Below are 17,704 nucleotides of genomic sequence, written 5' to 3'. Positions count from 1 at the left end.
CTTGAAGGTTAGTTGTGGGAGCCAATTTCGCGCAGCGGACGGCCACGCATCAGGTTACGCTCAATGTGCTCGAGCGAAACATGTTTGGTTTCCGGCACCAGCCACAGCGTCAGCACGATGAACAGGACGTTCAGGCCGCCGTAAACCCAGAAGGTGTTGGCGTTGCCCAGCGTGTTGAGCATGGTCAGGAACGTTGCCCCGACAATCATGTTGGCAATCCAGTTGGTGGCGGTGGAGCAGGTGATACCAAAGTCGCGGCCTTTCAGCGGCTGAATTTCGGAACACAGCACCCAAATCAACGGACCGGCGCTCATGGCGAAGCCAACAATAAACATCAGCAGCATGGCGACTGCAAAGTATTGTGCCGACGGCGAATGGATACCCAGATGCAACATCGTGCCGAGGATGCCCATGCCCGCCGCCATGACCAAAAAGCCCAGTACCAACGTCGGCTTACGTCCCCAACGATCCACCAGACCGATGGCGATAAAAGTCGCCAGAACGTTAGTCAGACCCACGATCACCGTGCCCCACATCTGCTCGGTGGTATTGGTGTAGCCCGCCAGTTCAAAGATCTTCGGCGCGTAATACATGATGACGTTCATCCCGGTGAACTGCTGCATTACCTGTAACAATACGCCCAGGAACACCGCGCGGCGGAAGTTGCTGTTCTCTTTGAACAGTGCCCAACCGGTCTGTTTTACCTGCAGGCTTTCGCGGATCTCTTCCAGCTCGTTTTTCGCTTCGGCGCTGGTATCGCGCAGGCGCAACAGCACCCGTTCGGCATCATGGAAGCGGCGCTTGGCGGCAAACCAGCGCGGGCTATCCGGCAGGAAGAACACGCCAATCAGCAACAAAATCGCCGGAATGATGATGACGCCCAGCATCCAGCGCCATGCGCCGCTGTAGCTGAACGCGGTGTCTGAGAGATAAGCGCCCAGAATACCGATAGTGATCATCAACTGATACATGGAAATCATGCTGCCGCGAATTTTTTCCGGCGCGATTTCAGAGAGATAGAGTGGCGCAGTATAAGAGGCAATACCAACCGCCAGACCGAGCAGTACGCGGGAAATAATCAGCACTTCCACGTTTGGCGCGGCCGCAGAACAGAGCGAACCGATGACAAACAAGATAGCGCCAATCATCAGGCTTTTTTTACGCCCAAGGCGCCAGGAGAGCCAGCCGCTGCCGACGGCGCCAACAGCGGCACCGAACATCATTGAGCTGACCACCCACTCCTGCGTGTGTGCGCTAATCTGAAAATCTTTGGTGATAAAGGGCAACGCACCCGCGATTACCCCAATATCCAGGCCAAAAAGCAGTCCTGCCAGTGCAGCGAGGAAGCAAACAAAGAAGGTCATTGCCTTGTTTGAATACCCCTGTTTTTTATTGTCAGGCATTATGCCCTCCATTCATGTCATTGGTTTTTTCGATGTAAAAGGTAGGCCACTCATCGGTAAAAATACGTGATTTACATCACATGAGTGTAATCGGTTACATTGCAGTAAGGCCGTCAATGTAAATAAAAGTGTTAATTATTATAGAATTGTTGGGCGATAAAGGAGAGGGGACGCGATGAGTTTCAGACTAAACCGAAACGGAATGTAACAACTATGTTGTGTTCGTTTTTCAAAAGGAAAAGTCTGAAAAATCAGCGAAGCGCAGCGGTGTAATCGCTTTCAGATAAATGCGGTGCGGGATAAGTGAGTATAGGCGCTGGAAAAAATCGCGGCGAAAGGAACAGGTGTAAAAAATAAAAAGGCCAGCACAAGGCTGGCCTGAATAGCAACGCGGTTAGAGAATTATTCCAGACCGGCGGCTTCACGCAGCAGCGCCGCTTTGTCGGTTTTTTCCCATGGGAAAGTTTCGCGACCAAAGTGACCGTATGCGGCGGTTTGTTTGTAGATCGGATGCAGCAGATCCAGCATCTGAATCAAGCCGTACGGACGCAGATCGAAGAACTCGCGCACCAGCAGCGTCAGCTGTTCGCTGGCAATTTTCTCAGTACCGAACGTTTCCACCATGATGGAGGTCGGTTCAGCAACGCCGATAGCGTAAGAAACCTGGATTTCGCAACGGTCAGCGAGGCCTGCGGCAACGATGTTTTTCGCAACGTAACGCGCGGCATAAGCAGCGGAACGGTCAACTTTCGACGGATCTTTACCAGAGAAAGCGCCGCCGCCGTGGCGAGCCATACCGCCGTAGGTATCAACGATGATTTTACGCCCGGTCAGACCGCAGTCGCCCATTGGTCCACCAATCACGAAACGGCCAGTCGGGTTGATGAAGAATTTGGTCGAGGCATTCAGCCATTCGGTCGGCAGGATCGGTTTGATGATCTCTTCCATCACCGCTTCTTGCAGGGATTTCTGATCGATATCTTCTGCATGCTGGGTAGACAGAACTACCGCGTCGATGCCGACGATTTTGCCGTCGTCATACTGGAACGTTACCTGGCTTTTCGCGTCCGGACGCAGCCACGGCAGCGTGCCGTTTTTACGCACTTCAGCCTGGCGCTCAACCAGACGGTGAGCATAGGTGATCGGCGCAGGCATCAGCACGTCGGTTTCATTGGTCGCATAGCCAAACATCAGGCCCTGGTCGCCAGCGCCCTGTTCCAGCGGGTCTGCACGGTCAACCCCCTGGTTGATATCCGGAGACTGTTTACCAATTGCGCTCAGTACGGCGCAGGAGTTGGCGTCAAAGCCCATGTCAGAATGCACATAGCCGATTTCACGTACGGTGTTACGGGTGATCTCTTCGATATCTACCCACGCGCTGGTGGTAATTTCGCCACCTACCAGCACCATGCCGGTTTTGACATAGGTTTCACAAGCAACGCGTGCTTTCGGATCCTGCTCGAGGATTGCGTCCAGCACGGCATCGGAAATTTGGTCAGCGATTTTGTCAGGATGCCCTTCAGAGACGGACTCGGACGTAAAAAGGTGTTTTGCCATAGTAAGTTTTCACCCTGGAGTAATACGGTTAGCTCGAATTCTGTGTCCGGAGGTCTTCGCGTCTGGCGGACGCGGACTGCAGAAGGTGACACATGAAGTCTGCGTGTTAATCGGTTCTGCGCATACATTCTTCACGTATGGACGGATTAACATCTGGATGGCTATTCTAGGTTAACTCTTGACCTTATTGCCAGCGTTTTTTGATGCTTGCCACATCCTGTCACAAATAGTGACGGAAAATTTTCCTGGCAATGCGGCAAACACAGCTTTTTTATTTTGCATTTTCACCCCGTTATCGGTATAAAACGCCGCGCGCGGCTCATTAAAAAAAGCGCACGGCAGAAACGCTGTGTCGCCACTTCCAGCCGGGTTAAGCAGTGAATTTAATGGCTTTGGCTTGTCGCGGGTCTTAACGGCTTGCGTGGAGGTGATAAGAGATAATGAAGCGCTGTTTTCTACAGGACCTGTCGCGTCGTTCTGACGTGCGTTTATTCCCCGCAACCTGCATTTCGAATCTGCAAACCTGCCGATGTTATACCCATTTCGGCGCTTCTCAGGACTCCAGGGCCGGTAAGGCATTGTGATAACTGAACAAGGGCTCTCCTGTTAACACAGGGGTTTTCTCGTGGTTTCGCCGGGCTGTCATACTCGAGTCCCGATACGTGTTTTACAATGATATGAATAAGAAACCGGTCGCACAGTCGGTGCTTCAGCATATTGCGCTGAAAAGTCAGGCTGTTTATGGGTTGTTATCGCTATGTGTCACTGCGATAGTAGTCAACTATTTTACGCTTATGCATTTGCGCGCCGTAGCCGTTGGGCGTCGTGATATGCACAGGGTATACACTTTCATCTATTGAGGTTCGTTATGTCTGACGACATGTCTTCGTTTTCGCCTTCGTCAGCAGGCGAACAAGGTGTACTACGTTCCATGCAGGAGGTTGCGATGAGCTCCCAGGAAGCCAGCAAGATGCTTCGTACTTATAACATTGCCTGGTGGGGCAATAATTACTACGACGTCAATGAGCTGGGTCATATCAGCGTTTGCCCGGATCCGGACGTTCCAGAAGCCCGTGTCGACCTGGCGCAGCTGGTGAAAGCGCGTGAAGCGCAGGGGCAACGTCTGCCCGCGCTGTTCTGTTTCCCGCAGATCCTGCAACACCGTCTGCGTTCGATTAACGCCGCTTTCAAACGTGCGCGTGAATCCTACGGTTACAACGGTGACTATTTCCTGGTTTACCCGATCAAAGTGAACCAGCATCGCCGCGTGATTGAGTCACTGATCCATTCCGGCGAACCGCTGGGTCTGGAAGCGGGTTCCAAAGCGGAACTGATGGCGGTACTGGCGCACGCAGGTATGACCCGTTCGGTGATCGTGTGTAACGGTTATAAAGACCGTGAATACATTCGCCTCGCGCTGATTGGCGAAAAGATGGGCCATAAGGTCTATCTGGTGATTGAGAAGATGACCGAAATCGCCATCGTGCTAGAAGAAGCCGAACGCCTGAACGTAATACCGCGTCTTGGCGTACGTGCGCGTCTGGCGTCGCAGGGTTCCGGTAAATGGCAGTCCTCCGGCGGTGAGAAATCAAAATTTGGTCTGGCGGCAACCCAGGTTCTGCAACTGGTAGAAATGCTGCGCGAGCGCGGGCGTCTGGATAGCATCCAGTTGCTGCATTTCCACCTCGGTTCGCAGATGGCGAACATTCGCGATATCGCCACCGGCGTGCGTGAATCAGCGCGTTTCTATGTTGAGCTGCATAAGCTTGGCGTGAATATTCAGTGCTTCGACGTGGGCGGCGGCCTGGGCGTGGACTATGAAGGTACGCGTTCCCAGTCAGATTGTTCAGTGAACTATGGCCTGAACGAATACGCCAACAATATCATTTGGGCGATTGGCGATGCGTGTGAAGAGCACGGTCTGCCGCACCCGACGGTGATCACTGAATCTGGCCGTGCCGTAACTGCGCACCATACTGTGCTGGTTTCCAACATTATTGGCGTTGAGCGTAACGAATACACGCCGGCGACGCCGCCGGCAGACGACGCGCCGCGTGCGTTACAGAGCATGTGGGAAACCTGGCAGGAGATGCATGAGCCGGGTACGCGCCGCTCACTGCGCGAATGGCTGCACGACAGCCAGATGGATCTGCATGATATCCATGTCGGTTACTCTTCCGGCACGTTCAGCCTGCAAGAGCGCGCATGGGCCGAGCAGCTTTATCTGAATATGTGCCACGAAGTGCAAAAACAGCTCGATCCGAGCAACCGCGCGCATCGCCCGATTATTGATGAGTTGCAGGAGCGCATGGCGGACAAAATGTACGTCAACTTCTCGCTGTTCCAGTCGATGCCGGATGCGTGGGGGATCGATCAACTGTTCCCGGTTCTGCCGCTGGAAGGGTTGAACCACGCGCCGGAACGCCGCGCAGTGTTGCTGGATATTACGTGTGATTCCGATGGCGCTATCGATCACTACGTGGATGGTGACGGGATTGCGACCACCATGCCGATGCCGGAATACGATCCAGAGAACCCGCCGATGCTGGGCTTCTTTATGGTCGGTGCTTACCAGGAGATCCTCGGTAATATGCATAACCTGTTCGGCGATACCGAAGCGGTTGACGTGTTTGTCTTCCCGGATGGTAGCGTTGAAGTGGAGCTTTCTGATGAAGGCGATACCGTGGCGGATATGTTGCAGTACGTGCAGCTCGATCCGAACACGCTGCTGACGCAGTTCCGCGATCAGGTGAAACAGACCGGGCTTGATGAGACGCTACAACAGCAGTTCCTCGAGGAGTTCGAAGCCGGGCTTTACGGCTACACCTATCTGGAAGACGAATAACGTGTTTTAGTGTCTGACCGGTAACCAACGGAATCCCTTCCTCGCCAGCGCGGTGCGGAAGGGATTTTTTTATCAGTAGAACATGCTGAAGGCAGCTGATATCAGCGGGATAGCGCGCCATCTCACCGCTGACAACATCCTGACGGGGAATCGTGGAATAGAGGTGTTGCCATTTTTCAACGCGTTGCGATCCGCGCGATCAATCTGGTAATTGATGCGTTTTGTTCGCTGTGCATCTTTTTCAGGTGAAACAAAAAGGGAGGCAGATTGCCTCCCTTTGGATTATTTAATGCCATCTGCCGCCATACGGTCACGGATGTGCTGCGCACGTTCAGCCGAGGCGGGGTGATCGTCAAACATTGAACTCTGACGGCCTTCTTCCATCTTCGCCAGTTTTTCGAAGCTGGTGGCTAACCCGGCTGGATTGATGCCGCGTTTGCGCAACAGGTCATAAGAGTAGTCATCCGCTTCGGCTTCCTGACGCTGTGAGAACTGCGAATTAACCAGTTGCTCACCAAGCGCGCCAAGCTGCGACTGCGACAAGCTGCCCACAATCCCGCCGGCGGAGGCCGCCGCCGCGCGCACCGCATTGGTGCCGAGCGCAACCTGCATGCCTTTCTTCACATGTCCAAGCGCCACGTGGCCCATTTCGTGGCCAATCACCGCTTCAACTTCGTTGTCGGTCATCATGTCCATCAGCGCACTGTAAACACGGATGCAGCCATTCGCCATGGCGAAGGCGTTGACGTCTTTCGCCACGTAAACTTTGTAGTTCACTGGCTGGCCATTGATGTTGTCGCCCAGGGCGGCGGCAATTTTATTCAAACGCTGCGTGTACGGGCTGCTCGCCGGCGCGATGGTCGCTTTGCTGTCCATCTGTTTACAGGCGTCATCGCTAAGTGCTTTTACCTGCGCGTCGCTCAGCGTGTAGGCCTGGAACGCTTCCGCTCCTGAGCTGAGAAAACCGTTGGAGTTCATGTTCTGACACCCGGCAAGCAGGGTGGTCATTCCCAGAGCAAGCAGGGCTGGGCGAATTTTCATTTGTTCTCTTCCGCAATGATTGGATAGCTATTCTGTTCATACACCGGTTCAGGCGAACCGGCGGTAAGCCTAAGTATAAGGAACAGAACAGAAGGCGGGCGAGGAGATTGCGCAACATGCGAGCAGCTTCCAGAGATTTCTGAATCGGCAAAAGGATGCTCCATGTACATGACTTGTCGCTTGGGTTACATTGTTGGCACTTTTTTCCGGCGTAGCCCAAAACGCGCTGTCGTCAAGTCGTTACGGGAACAGCCCTTAACAGTCCGATCTGGAGTCAAAATGTCCTCACGTAAAGAGCTTGCTAATGCTATTCGTGCGCTGAGCATGGACGCGGTACAGAAAGCCAAATCCGGTCACCCGGGAGCCCCGATGGGGATGGCCGATATCGCCGAAGTGTTGTGGCGTGATTTTCTGAACCATAACCCGACAAATCCGGCCTGGGCTGACCGTGACCGCTTTGTGCTGTCCAACGGCCACGGCTCGATGCTGATTTATAGCCTGCTGCACCTCACCGGCTACGATCTGCCGATGTCCGAACTGCAGAACTTCCGTCAGCTGCACTCAAAAACCCCGGGTCACCCGGAAGTGGGTTACACCGCAGGTGTTGAAACCACTACCGGCCCACTGGGCCAGGGCATTGCCAATGCGGTAGGTATGGCGATTGCTGAGAAAACCCTCGCAGCGCAGTTTAACCGCCCGGGTCATGACATTGTTGACCACTTCACCTACGCCTTTATGGGCGACGGCTGCATGATGGAAGGCATCTCCCACGAAGCCTGCTCGCTGGCCGGTACGCTGAAGCTGGGCAAACTGGTAGCGTTCTATGATGACAACGGCATCTCGATTGATGGTCACGTAGAAGGCTGGTTTACCGACGATACGGCGAAACGCTTTGAAGCCTATGGCTGGCATGTTGTTCGTGGCATTGACGGCCACAACGCAGACGCCATCAAACGCGCCGTTGAAGAAGCACGCAGCGTAACGGATAAACCGTCTCTGTTGATGTGCAAAACTATCATTGGTTTCGGTTCACCGAACAAAGCCGGTACCCACGACTCCCACGGTGCGCCGCTGGGTGACGCGGAAATCGCGCTGACCCGCGAGCAGCTTGGCTGGAAATATGCACCGTTTGAAATCCCGTCTGAAATCTATGCGCAGTGGGATGCAAAAGAAGCAGGTCAGGCAAAAGAAGCTGCGTGGAACGACAAGTTCGCGGCTTACGCGAAAGCCTTCCCGCAGGAAGCGGCTGAATTCACCCGCCGTATGAAGGGCGAGCTGCCGTCAGACTTCGACGCTAAAGCGCAGGCCTTTGTCGAAAAACTGCAGGCCAATCCGGCGAAAATCGCCAGTCGTAAAGCCTCGCAAAATGCTATCGAAGCCTTCGGCCCGCTGCTGCCGGAGTTCCTCGGCGGTTCCGCTGACCTGGCACCTTCGAACCTGACTATCTGGTCCGGTTCGAAAGCGATTAACGAGGACACTGCCGGTAACTACATTCACTACGGCGTGCGCGAGTTCGGCATGACGGCGATTGCCAACGGTATCGCTTTGCACGGCGGTTTCCTGCCGTATACCTCCACCTTCCTGATGTTTGTCGAATACGCCCGTAATGCGGTGCGTATGGCTGCGCTGATGAAACAGCGTCAGGTGCTGGTCTACACCCACGACTCAATTGGTCTGGGCGAAGATGGCCCGACTCACCAGCCGGTAGAGCAGGTCGCTTCCCTGCGTGTTACCCCGAATGTCAGCACCTGGCGTCCGTGTGACCAGGTGGAATCTGCGGTGGCGTGGAAATACGGTGTTGAGCGCCATGACGGCCCGACAGCGCTGATCCTCTCCCGTCAGAACCTGGCGCAGCAGGAGCGTACCGCGCAGCAACTGGCAGATATCGCCCGCGGTGCGTACGTACTGAAAGATTGCGCAGGTCAGCCGCAGCTGATCCTGATTGCCACCGGCTCAGAAGTAGAGCTGGCTGTTTCAGCGTGGGAAAAACTCTCTGCCGAAGGTGTGAAGGCTCGCGTGGTTTCCATGCCGTCCACCGACACGTTCGACAAACAGGATGCGGCTTACCGTGAGTCCGTACTGCCGAAAGCGGTCTCTGCTCGCGTGGCGATTGAAGCCGGTATTGCTGACTTCTGGTACAAATATGTCGGCCTGAATGGCGCTATTGTCGGTATGACCACCTTTGGTGAATCCGCCCCGGCAGAGCAACTGTTCGAGGAGTTTGGCTTCACCGTCGACAATGTTGTAGCAAAAGCGAAAGCGCTGCTGTAATCATCCTCTGGCCCGGCGGCGCAACGCCTGCCGGGCCAGCATCCCAGTGGGGTCTCTGTTTTATTTAAGGCTACAGGTTTGCAGGCCAGCTAAACATAGCGTCATCCCCCTATAACAATCCCTCAGGCAACCATGCCTCTTTTTAGCTTCTTCAGCCACTTATTACCCATTTAGTCCTCTCTTCACCGCACGGCTTATACACCGTTGAGCTATGTATAAAAATTATACTGGATATTCGTACAGTAACTCGTATAATAATTCTACAAATTATCCAAGGTGAGTATGTGTAAGGAGTGAACCTATGGTAATCCCTGGTGAAAATTTCAATTCGCAACATGCGCTGGCGACGATCAGCAGCCGCGAAATCGCAAAATTGACAGGCCTGACGCACACCGAAGTGAAACGGATGGTGAAAAGCCTGGAGACTGCGCAACGACTCTCCCAGCCTGTAAATGAGCATATGTATGAGCGCGAGGGTGAGATGCGACAGGAGTTCTTGCTCAATAAGCGGGACTCATTGCTGACGGTTTCACGTCTCTCGCCGGGCTTTACCGCAGAAATGCTCGATCGCTGGCAGGAGAAAGAGTCGCTTATCAGCCTGCCCGATTTTACTAATCCGGCAGCCGCTGCGCGCGCGTGGGCCGAACAGTACGAAAAGCGTCAGCGCGCGGAAGCGCTACTTGCCGTTTCTGCCCCAAAGGCGGAGTTCTTTGACCGGTATGTCAGGGTTGAGGAGTCGCTTGGCTTCCGTCAGCTTTGTAAGATGCTTCGGGTGAAGGAATCTCAGTTCCGGAACTTTTTGCTTGAGCGCAACATTATGCAGCGCGTCGACGGGGCGCTGATGCCGCCGCAGTACCATATTGATGCGGGCTACTTTACCGTCCACGGTGGCGTTGGGGAAAACAAGCGTAGCTGGTCTCAGGCGCGTTTTACCGCCAGAGGGGTGAAGTGGGTAGCCGATCTGTGGGCTAAGCAACTCTCCTCGCTGCCGGTTGAGATGCCACGCACAGAGCGTACTGAACCAAAAACGCCGGAACGCAGCTGGTTTTAATCATCCTCAGTAAAGCGTTTGCCGGAATCAACCTTCCTTTATCAACACATCACGCAGGGATGCTTTGTTGCGCTTGTTCCCCTTTCTGTAAATTCTTAACCCCAGCAAAAAGACCTTCGCGCGCGCCAATTATTCCAGTGAAAATGTGATGCAGGTCAGATTACTGGCGAAACCGTCTGGACAATCATTCCTTTTATTCCTGGTTTCGCTTATTCTAGCTGAAGCGTTTCAGTCGGCTAAATGTTCGACAAATAATCAAACAGACGCAGTTTAAGCAGGCGAGGATTCCCCTTCTGTGGTTGCTGGATTACTCTGTCATCCACTTCAGGCTGGCTAGCCTTGCAGGAGAGTTATGACCGTACGCATAGCGATTAATGGTTTCGGTCGCATCGGGCGCAACGTGGTTCGTGCTTTATATGAATCCGGGCGTCGGGCGGAAATCACCGTGGTGGCAATCAACGAACTCGCCGATGCCATGGGCATGGCACATTTGTTGAAATATGACACCAGCCATGGGCGTTTCGCATGGGATGTTCGCCAGGAGCGTGAACAACTGATTGTCGGCGATGACGTTATTCGCATTCTGCACGAGCGCACTATCGATGCGCTGCCGTGGCGCGAATTAGGCGTAGATGTAGTGCTCGACTGTACAGGTGTGTACGGTAACCGTGAGGATGGCGAGGCGCATCTGGCGGCGGGGGCGAAAAAAGTGCTCTTTTCCCATCCTGGTAGCCACGACCTTGATGCAACTATCGTTTTCGGCGTTAACCAAAACACGCTGCGATCCGACGACCTGCTGGTTTCTAACGCGTCCTGTACGACGAACTGTATTATTCCGGTCATAAAACTACTCGACGATGCGTATGGCATTGAGTCAGGAACCGTGACAACGATTCACTCGGCGATGCACGACCAGCAAGTGATTGACGCCTACCATCCCGATTTGCGGCGTACGCGCGCGGCAAGCCAGTCCATCATCCCGGTGGATACCAAACTGGCTGCAGGCATCACGAGAATTTTCCCGCAGTTTAATGACAGATTTGAAGCGATAGCGGTGCGCGTGCCGACAATTAATGTCACCGCTATCGATCTGAGTGTAACGGTGAAGAAACCGGTAAAATCCTGTGAAGTCAATGCGTTGCTGCAAAAAGCAGCGCAGGGAACATTTCATGGTATAGTTGACTATACGGAATTACCGTTGGTTTCAACCGATTTTAACCACGATCCGCACAGTGCCATTGTTGATGGCACGCAGACACGGGTCAGTGGTGCGCACCTGATTAAAACCCTGGTATGGTGCGATAACGAATGGGGCTTTGCTAACCGAATGCTCGACACGACGTTAGCAATGGCGGCTATTGGTTTCAGGTAGGGCGCAACAGCGCTCGCAAAACTTTAAGAATCATTGAGAGGATTCACCATGTCTGTAATTAAGATGACCGATCTGGATCTGGCTGGTAAACGCGTTTTCATCCGTGCTGATCTGAACGTGCCGGTTAAAGATGGCAAAGTGACCAGCGACGCGCGTATCCGTGCTTCTCTGCCGACCATTGAACTGGCACTGAAGCAGGGTGCGAAAGTAATGGTGACTTCCCACCTGGGTCGCCCGACCGAAGGCGAGTACAACGAAGAATTCTCTCTGCTGCCGGTTGTTAACTATCTGAAAGACAAACTGTCCAACCCGGTTCGCCTGGTTAAAGATTACCTGGACGGCGTAGACGTTGCCGCGGGTGAGCTGGTCGTTCTGGAAAACGTTCGCTTCAACAAAGGCGAGAAGAAAGACGACGAAGCACTCTCTAAAAAATACGCCGCACTGTGCGACGTATTCGTAATGGATGCATTCGGTACTGCCCACCGCGCCCAGGCTTCTACGCACGGTATTGGTAAATTTGCTGATGTTGCTTGCGCAGGCCCGCTGCTGGCTGCTGAGCTGGACGCGCTGGGTAAAGCGCTGAAAGAACCGGCTCGTCCGATGGTTGCTATCGTTGGTGGTTCTAAAGTTTCCACTAAACTGACCGTTCTGGATTCTCTGTCAAAAATCGCTGACCAACTGATTGTAGGCGGCGGCATCGCTAACACCTTCGTTGCTGCTCAAGGCCACAATGTTGGTAAATCCCTGTACGAAGCCGACCTGGTTGATGAAGCCAAACGTCTGCTCGGTACTTGCGATATTCCGGTCCCGACGGATGTTCGCGTTGCGACGGAGTTCTCTGAAACCGCCACCGCGACCCTGAAATCTGTTTCTGACATCAAAGATGATGAGCAAATTCTGGATCTGGGCGACGTTTCTGCACAAAAACTGGCTGAAATCCTGAAAAACGCCAAAACTATTTTGTGGAACGGTCCGGTTGGCGTGTTTGAATTCCCGAACTTCCGTAAAGGTACCGAAATTGTGGCTAACGCGATTGCAGACAGCGACGCGTTCTCCATCGCAGGCGGCGGCGACACTCTGGCGGCGATTGACCTGTTTGGTATCTCTGACAAGATTTCCTACATCTCCACTGGCGGTGGCGCGTTCCTCGAATTTGTGGAAGGCAAAGTACTGCCGGCAGTAGCCATGCTCGAAGAGCGCGCTAAGAAGTAAGACATTCAAGGGCAGGGAAACCTGCCCTGTTTTCAGCGCGCTTTCGGGCTCGCTTTAATTCTCTACACAAAATCATTCAGGTTGCATCAAGGCGGCAACGGAGTGAAGCATCGGGAACTGACTGAAATAAGTCTCTGATGTAAGCGAAGGCAGCCAGCGCCGAGTCAGCTTGAAGGATGATGTGTACAACGGCCGAAGATACAGGACTACGTAACATGTCTAAAATTTTTGATTTCGTAAAACCTGGCGTGATCACTGGTGATGACGTTCAGAAAGTGTTCCAGGTAGCTAAAGAAAACAACTTCGCTCTGCCTGCGGTTAACTGCGTGGGTACTGACTCCATTAACGCTGTTCTGGAAGCTGCAGCGAAAGTTAAAGCGCCTGTTATCGTTCAGTTCTCTAACGGCGGCGCTGCGTTCATCGCGGGCAAAGGCGTGAAAACCGACGTTCCTCAGGGCGCGGCAATCCTCGGCGCAATCTCTGGTGCGCATCACGTACACCAGATGGCAGAACATTACGGCGTGCCGGTTATTCTGCATACCGACCACTGCGCGAAAAAACTGCTGCCGTGGATCGACGGCCTACTGGACGCGGGTGAAAAACACTTCGCGGCTACTGGTAAACCGCTGTTCTCTTCTCACATGATTGACCTGTCTGAAGAGTCTTTGGAAGAGAACATCGCCATCAGCTCCAAATACCTGGCGCGTATGGCTAAAATGGGCATGACTCTGGAAATCGAACTGGGTTGCACCGGTGGCGAAGAAGACGGCGTGGACAACAGCCATATGGACGCGTCTGCACTGTACACCCAGCCGGAAGACGTTGATTACGCTTACACCGAGCTGAGCAAAATCAGCCCGCGTTTCACCATCGCCGCTTCCTTCGGTAACGTACACGGCGTGTACAAACCGGGTAACGTGAAACTGACCCCGACTATCCTGCGCGATTCTCAGGAACATGTTTCTAAGAAACATAATCTGCCGCACAACCCCCTGAACTTCGTTTTCCACGGTGGTTCCGGTTCTTCTGCTCAGGAAATCAAAGACTCCGTAAGCTACGGCGTTATTAAAATGAACATCGATACCGACACCCAGTGGGCAACCTGGGAAGGTATTCTGAAGTACTACAACGAAAACGAAGCTTACCTGCAGGGCCAGTTGGGCAACCCGAAAGGCGCAGACCAGCCGAACAAAAAATACTACGATCCGCGTGTATGGCTGCGTGCAGCGCAGTCCAGCATGGTGACTCGTCTGGAACAGGCTTTCAAAGAGCTGAACGCGGTAGACGTTCTGTAATTTGTACTGTTTCTGTCTGAAAAGGCCCGCAAAATGCGGGCCTTTTTTATTGTGAATTCAACAAAATGCCTGCGAAGACAAAATGTGATCAACTTGGCGAAATGGCGGCTTTTTGTTTACCCTTTAGGGATCTCTCCTTGCTGTAAGGGGGGGCCCGTTTTGGAACAACATAAGGAAGCACGAATGGAAGATCTTGACGTTGTCGACAGCATCAACAATGCAGGTTCGTGGCTGGTAAACAACCAGGCGCTGCTGTTGAGCTATGCCGTTAATATCGTGGCGGCCATTGCCATCATCATTGTCGGGATGATTGTGGCGCGCATTGTCTCGAATACCGTTAATCGCCTGATGGTGGCGCGCCACATTGACGCTACGGTGGCGGATTTTCTTTCCGCGCTGGTGCGTTACGGTATTATCGCGTTTACTTTGATTGCTGCTCTGGGCCGCGTTGGCGTGCAAACTGCCTCGGTGATCGCGGTGCTTGGTGCCGCCGGTCTGGCTATCGGTCTGGCGCTGCAAGGTTCACTCTCTAACCTCGCTGCTGGTGTGTTGCTGGTGACTTTCCGCCCGTTCCGCTCAGGCGAGTATGTTGATCTGGGTGGCGTGGCCGGTACGGTATTGCAGGTGCAGATTTTCTCCACCACCATGCGCACTGTCGATGGGCGTATTGTGGTTATTCCGAACGGCAAAATCATTGCCGGGAATATTGTTAACTTCTCTCGTGAACCCGTGCGCCGTAACGAGTTTATTATTGGCGTGGCGTATGATTCAGATATCGATGAGGTGAAACGCATCCTGACTGACATTATTCAGGCTGACGAACGTATTATCAAAGATCGGGAAATGACGGTACGCCTCAATGAATTGGGGCCTTCATCGATTAATTTTGTGGTACGTGTCTGGAGCAAGAGCAGCGATCTGCAAAACGTTTATTGGGATGTGCTGGAACTGATCAAACGCCGTTTTGATGAAAATGGTATCAGTTTCCCGTATCCACAGATGGACGTGAATTTCAAACGCGTGAAAGATTCCACCAGGCAGTAAACATCAGGGCCGGGGTTCCGGCCTTATTTGTATCCTTCATTATTAGCATGACTTATTAACGATAAGTATTATCCATTTCATCTAATGATTATCCCGCGCTATAGTCAGCATTTGAAACGACTCTGATGGAATTACCACGTGCTATCTTATTATTTTCAAGGCCTTATGCTTGGGGCCGCGTTGATCCTGCCGCTTGGACCACAAAATGCTTTTGTCATGAACCAGGGGATCCGCAGGCAGTTCCACATCATGACCGCAGCGCTTTGCACGCTCAGCGACGTATTACTGATTTGCGCGGGCATTTTCGGTGGGAGCGCATTGCTGATGCAGTCGCCGTGGCTGTTGGCAATGGTGACGTGGGGCGGCGTGGCGTTTCTGCTGTGGTACGGCTTTGGCGCACTGAAAACGGCGTTCGGTAGCAAGATTGAACTGGCGAGTGCTGAAGCATTGCGGCAGGGGCGCTGGCGTATCATCGCCACGATGCTGGCGGTTACTTGGTTGAACCCTCACGTTTACCTCGACACGTTTGTGGTGCTCGGCAGTCTGGGTGGTCAGCTTGATGCGGAGCCAAAACGCTGGTTTGCGCTGGGCACGGTGAGCGCCTCCTTCCTGTGGTTTTTCAGCCTTGCTTTACTTGCGGCCTGGCTTGCGCCACGTTTGCGCACGGCGCAAGCACAGCGGGTGATTAACACCCTGGTGGGCCTGGTGATGTGGTTTATCGCTTTCCAGCTGGCACGAGAGGGCGTGCACCATATGCAGGGATTATTCAGTTAAGGTAAGTCCGATGGACAATTCACGCTCAGCCGCTAAGCTTGCTGCCAGGCGTCCTGCAATTCGGGGCGTAACAAAAGCACCATGGAGGAGCAACTGTGAAATATAAAGTGATGGCCCTGGCGGCAATGATCGGTTTCAGCGCGATGGCGGTACAGGCGAGCGAATTGCCGGACGGCCCGCATATTGTCACCTCGGGTACGGCAAGCGTGGACGCGACCCCGGACATCGCCACGCTGGCGATTGAGGTTAATGTCGCCGCGAAAGACGCTGCCTCAGCCAAAAAACAGGCCGATGACCGTGTTGCGCAATATCTTAGCTTTCTTGAGCAAAACGGCATTGCCCGGAAAGACATTAATTCCGCGAACTTACGCACACAGCCCGATTATGACTACCAGAACGGCAAAAGTATTCTGAAAGGCTACCGCGCAGTGCGTACTGTGGAAGTCACGCTGCGAGAGCTGGACAAACTTAATTCACTGCTGGATGGCGCGCTGAAAGCGGGGCTGAACGAAATTCGTTCTGTATCCCTGGGCGTTGCGCAACCGGAGTCTTTCAAAGATAAAGCGCGCAAAGCGGCTATCGATGATGCAACGCACCAGGCACAGCAGTTAGCGGCGGGCTTTAACGCTAAACTCGGCCCGATCTACAGCGTGCGCTACCATGTTTCCAACTATCAGCCGAGCCCAATGGTACGCATGATGAAAGCGGATGCGCCAGAAGCCGCTTCCGCACAGGAAACTTATGAGCAACCGTCGATTCAGTTTGCTGATCAGGTAGATGTCGTGTTCCAGCTGGAACCGACTCAGAGCCAGCCGCAGACTGCGGCACCGGCGAAGTAACCCCTTTCGCCCTCTCCCGGCCGGGAAGAGGGCGTTTTATTAATCCTGCCTTAACACCCGATGCCCATATTCCAGCAATGCGTCCGTGACGTTGCGCATCATCCGGCTTTCTGGCGCAAACCGGTGCCAGTACAGCATCCGGCGCTGTAACAAACCGGGCGTCAGGTCGATCAGATCGCCGCTGTTCAGCTCTTTTTCGATTTGCAGATGCGGGATCATGCAGCAGGTTGTCCCCTGGCGCGCCAGTTGTACAAACGCTTCGGAAGAGTTGACGATATGGCAAGGCACGCTGCCCGGCGGTAAGTCGAAATACTGCTGTAAAAATGCCTGATGCATATCATCGAGATGATCAAACGCGACCGCCGGTGCTTTTAGCAATGCGGAGCGGGTGACGCCGTTCGGGAAATAGCGCTCGGCGAACGCTTTCGAACCGACGAAGAGATAATCCAGCGCGCCGAGTTGGTCGACCAGGCAACTGGGCAGAGCCTGCGGCTGAATACTCACCGCGCCAACAACCTCACCGCGACGCAAACGCTCCTGGGTACGGGTTTCGTCTTCCACCTGCAGATTCAGGCGAATCGGTGAGTCGGCCAGTACCGGGGCCAATGCCGGCAACAGCCAGGTCGCCAGGCTGTCGGCGTTGACCGCCAGCGATAACAGCAGCGGTGTGGAACCGGTTTGTTCGTCGCCAAGCCACTCTTCTTCCAGTAGCTCGACCTGGCGCAGCAACGCCAGCAGTTTTTGCCCTTGCTCGGTGGGACGAGGTGGCACGGTACGCACCAGCAGCGGCTGACCAAACATATTTTCCAGTTGCTTAATGCGCTGCGACACGGCGGACTGGGTAATACACAGCTTTTGTGCGGCACGTTCAAATCCGCGCTCACGAATAACCGCATCAAGCGCCTGTAATGTTCTGTAGTCCGGACGTTTCATTGCTCGGGCATTCTCCTGAAAAAATCGTACTCAGCACTATGACATAAATTTTTGTTCGGTACAGACG

Annotated in this window: 15 protein-coding genes; 11 read left to right on the top strand and 4 right to left on the bottom strand. The window is 53.7% G+C overall.

What is annotated here, in order from left to right; genetic code table 11:
* Nucleotides 1–8 precede the first annotated feature (8 nt).
* Both IP581_RS19190 and metK read right to left on the bottom strand, forming a co-directional pair.
* A complete protein-coding gene (locus IP581_RS19190) occupies nucleotides 9–1,403 on the bottom strand; it encodes a sugar porter family MFS transporter (protein WP_020455160.1) in 1,395 nt (464 codons plus the stop codon).
* A gap of 402 nt (nucleotides 1,404–1,805) precedes the next feature.
* Nucleotides 1,806–2,960: a methionine adenosyltransferase gene (gene metK, locus IP581_RS19185; RefSeq protein WP_086873503.1), complete on the bottom strand. Its 1,155-nt coding sequence runs from the start codon at nucleotides 2,958–2,960 to the stop codon at nucleotides 1,806–1,808.
* Between the two features lie 440 nt (nucleotides 2,961–3,400).
* On the opposite strand from metK, the gene IP581_RS24195 reads away from it, so the two are divergent.
* From IP581_RS24195 to speA, 3 genes are all read left to right on the top strand, one after another.
* Entirely contained in the window at nucleotides 3,401–3,544 is a 144-nt protein-coding gene (locus IP581_RS24195) for a hypothetical protein (RefSeq protein ID WP_419177757.1), read from the top strand.
* A gap of 93 nt (nucleotides 3,545–3,637) precedes the next feature.
* Complete coding sequence (yqgB, locus tag IP581_RS24145) at nucleotides 3,638–3,820, top strand: acid stress response protein YqgB (protein WP_141399354.1); 183 nt, start codon at nucleotides 3,638–3,640, stop codon at nucleotides 3,818–3,820.
* Nucleotides 3,821–3,828: 8 nt separating this feature from the next.
* The gene (gene speA / locus IP581_RS19170) at nucleotides 3,829–5,805 is read left to right on the top strand and encodes a biosynthetic arginine decarboxylase (RefSeq protein ID WP_097400843.1); all 1,977 of its coding nucleotides are present in this window, start codon (nucleotides 3,829–3,831) and stop codon (nucleotides 5,803–5,805) included.
* Between the two features lie 282 nt (nucleotides 5,806–6,087).
* Here the strand turns inward: speA and loiP are convergent, their stop codons facing one another.
* Nucleotides 6,088–6,846 carry a metalloprotease LoiP gene (gene loiP / locus IP581_RS19165; RefSeq protein ID WP_193821145.1) on the bottom strand — a complete coding sequence of 253 codons (759 nt, stop codon included), beginning with the start codon at nucleotides 6,844–6,846 and terminating at the stop codon, nucleotides 6,088–6,090.
* Nucleotides 6,847–7,125: 279 nt separating this feature from the next.
* Between loiP and tkt the strand changes: the two genes are divergently transcribed.
* From tkt to IP581_RS19125, 8 genes are all read left to right on the top strand, one after another.
* On the top strand, nucleotides 7,126–9,117 hold the full coding sequence (gene tkt, locus IP581_RS19160) for a transketolase (protein ID WP_086873507.1): 1,992 nt from the start codon (nucleotides 7,126–7,128) through the stop codon (nucleotides 9,115–9,117).
* Nucleotides 9,118–9,418: 301 nt separating this feature from the next.
* Complete coding sequence (locus tag IP581_RS19155; RefSeq protein ID WP_086873508.1) at nucleotides 9,419–10,168, top strand: phage antirepressor KilAC domain-containing protein; 750 nt, start codon at nucleotides 9,419–9,421, stop codon at nucleotides 10,166–10,168.
* 352 nt (nucleotides 10,169–10,520) lie between these two features.
* Complete coding sequence (gene epd, locus IP581_RS19150; RefSeq protein ID WP_193821144.1) at nucleotides 10,521–11,540, top strand: erythrose-4-phosphate dehydrogenase; 1,020 nt, start codon at nucleotides 10,521–10,523, stop codon at nucleotides 11,538–11,540.
* Between the two features lie 48 nt (nucleotides 11,541–11,588).
* The gene (pgk, locus tag IP581_RS19145) at nucleotides 11,589–12,752 is read left to right on the top strand and encodes a phosphoglycerate kinase (protein ID WP_193821143.1); all 1,164 of its coding nucleotides are present in this window, start codon (nucleotides 11,589–11,591) and stop codon (nucleotides 12,750–12,752) included.
* A 215-nt stretch (nucleotides 12,753–12,967) separates the two neighbouring features.
* On the top strand, nucleotides 12,968–14,047 hold the full coding sequence (gene fbaA / locus IP581_RS19140) for a class II fructose-bisphosphate aldolase (RefSeq protein ID WP_193821142.1): 1,080 nt from the start codon (nucleotides 12,968–12,970) through the stop codon (nucleotides 14,045–14,047).
* A gap of 183 nt (nucleotides 14,048–14,230) precedes the next feature.
* Entirely contained in the window at nucleotides 14,231–15,091 is an 861-nt protein-coding gene (gene mscS, locus IP581_RS19135; protein ID WP_086873512.1) for a small-conductance mechanosensitive channel MscS, read from the top strand.
* A 138-nt stretch (nucleotides 15,092–15,229) separates the two neighbouring features.
* Entirely contained in the window at nucleotides 15,230–15,865 is a 636-nt protein-coding gene (argO, locus tag IP581_RS19130; RefSeq protein ID WP_193821141.1) for an arginine exporter ArgO, read from the top strand.
* Between the two features lie 95 nt (nucleotides 15,866–15,960).
* Entirely contained in the window at nucleotides 15,961–16,704 is a 744-nt protein-coding gene (locus IP581_RS19125) for an oxidative stress defense protein (protein ID WP_086873514.1), read from the top strand.
* Nucleotides 16,705–16,743: 39 nt separating this feature from the next.
* Here IP581_RS19125 and argP read toward each other — a convergent pair whose 3' ends face one another.
* Nucleotides 16,744–17,637, bottom strand: a complete 894-nt coding sequence (gene argP, locus IP581_RS19120) for a DNA-binding transcriptional regulator ArgP (protein WP_017457598.1) — start codon at nucleotides 17,635–17,637, stop codon at nucleotides 16,744–16,746.
* Between the last annotated feature and the right edge of the window lie 67 nt (nucleotides 17,638–17,704).

This window comes from Kosakonia pseudosacchari (assembly GCF_015167415.1).
GTDB lineage: Bacteria > Pseudomonadota > Gammaproteobacteria > Enterobacterales > Enterobacteriaceae > Kosakonia > Kosakonia pseudosacchari.
Note: the sequence above shows the minus strand (reverse complement) of the source record. Positions and strands in the feature narration are given on the sequence as shown.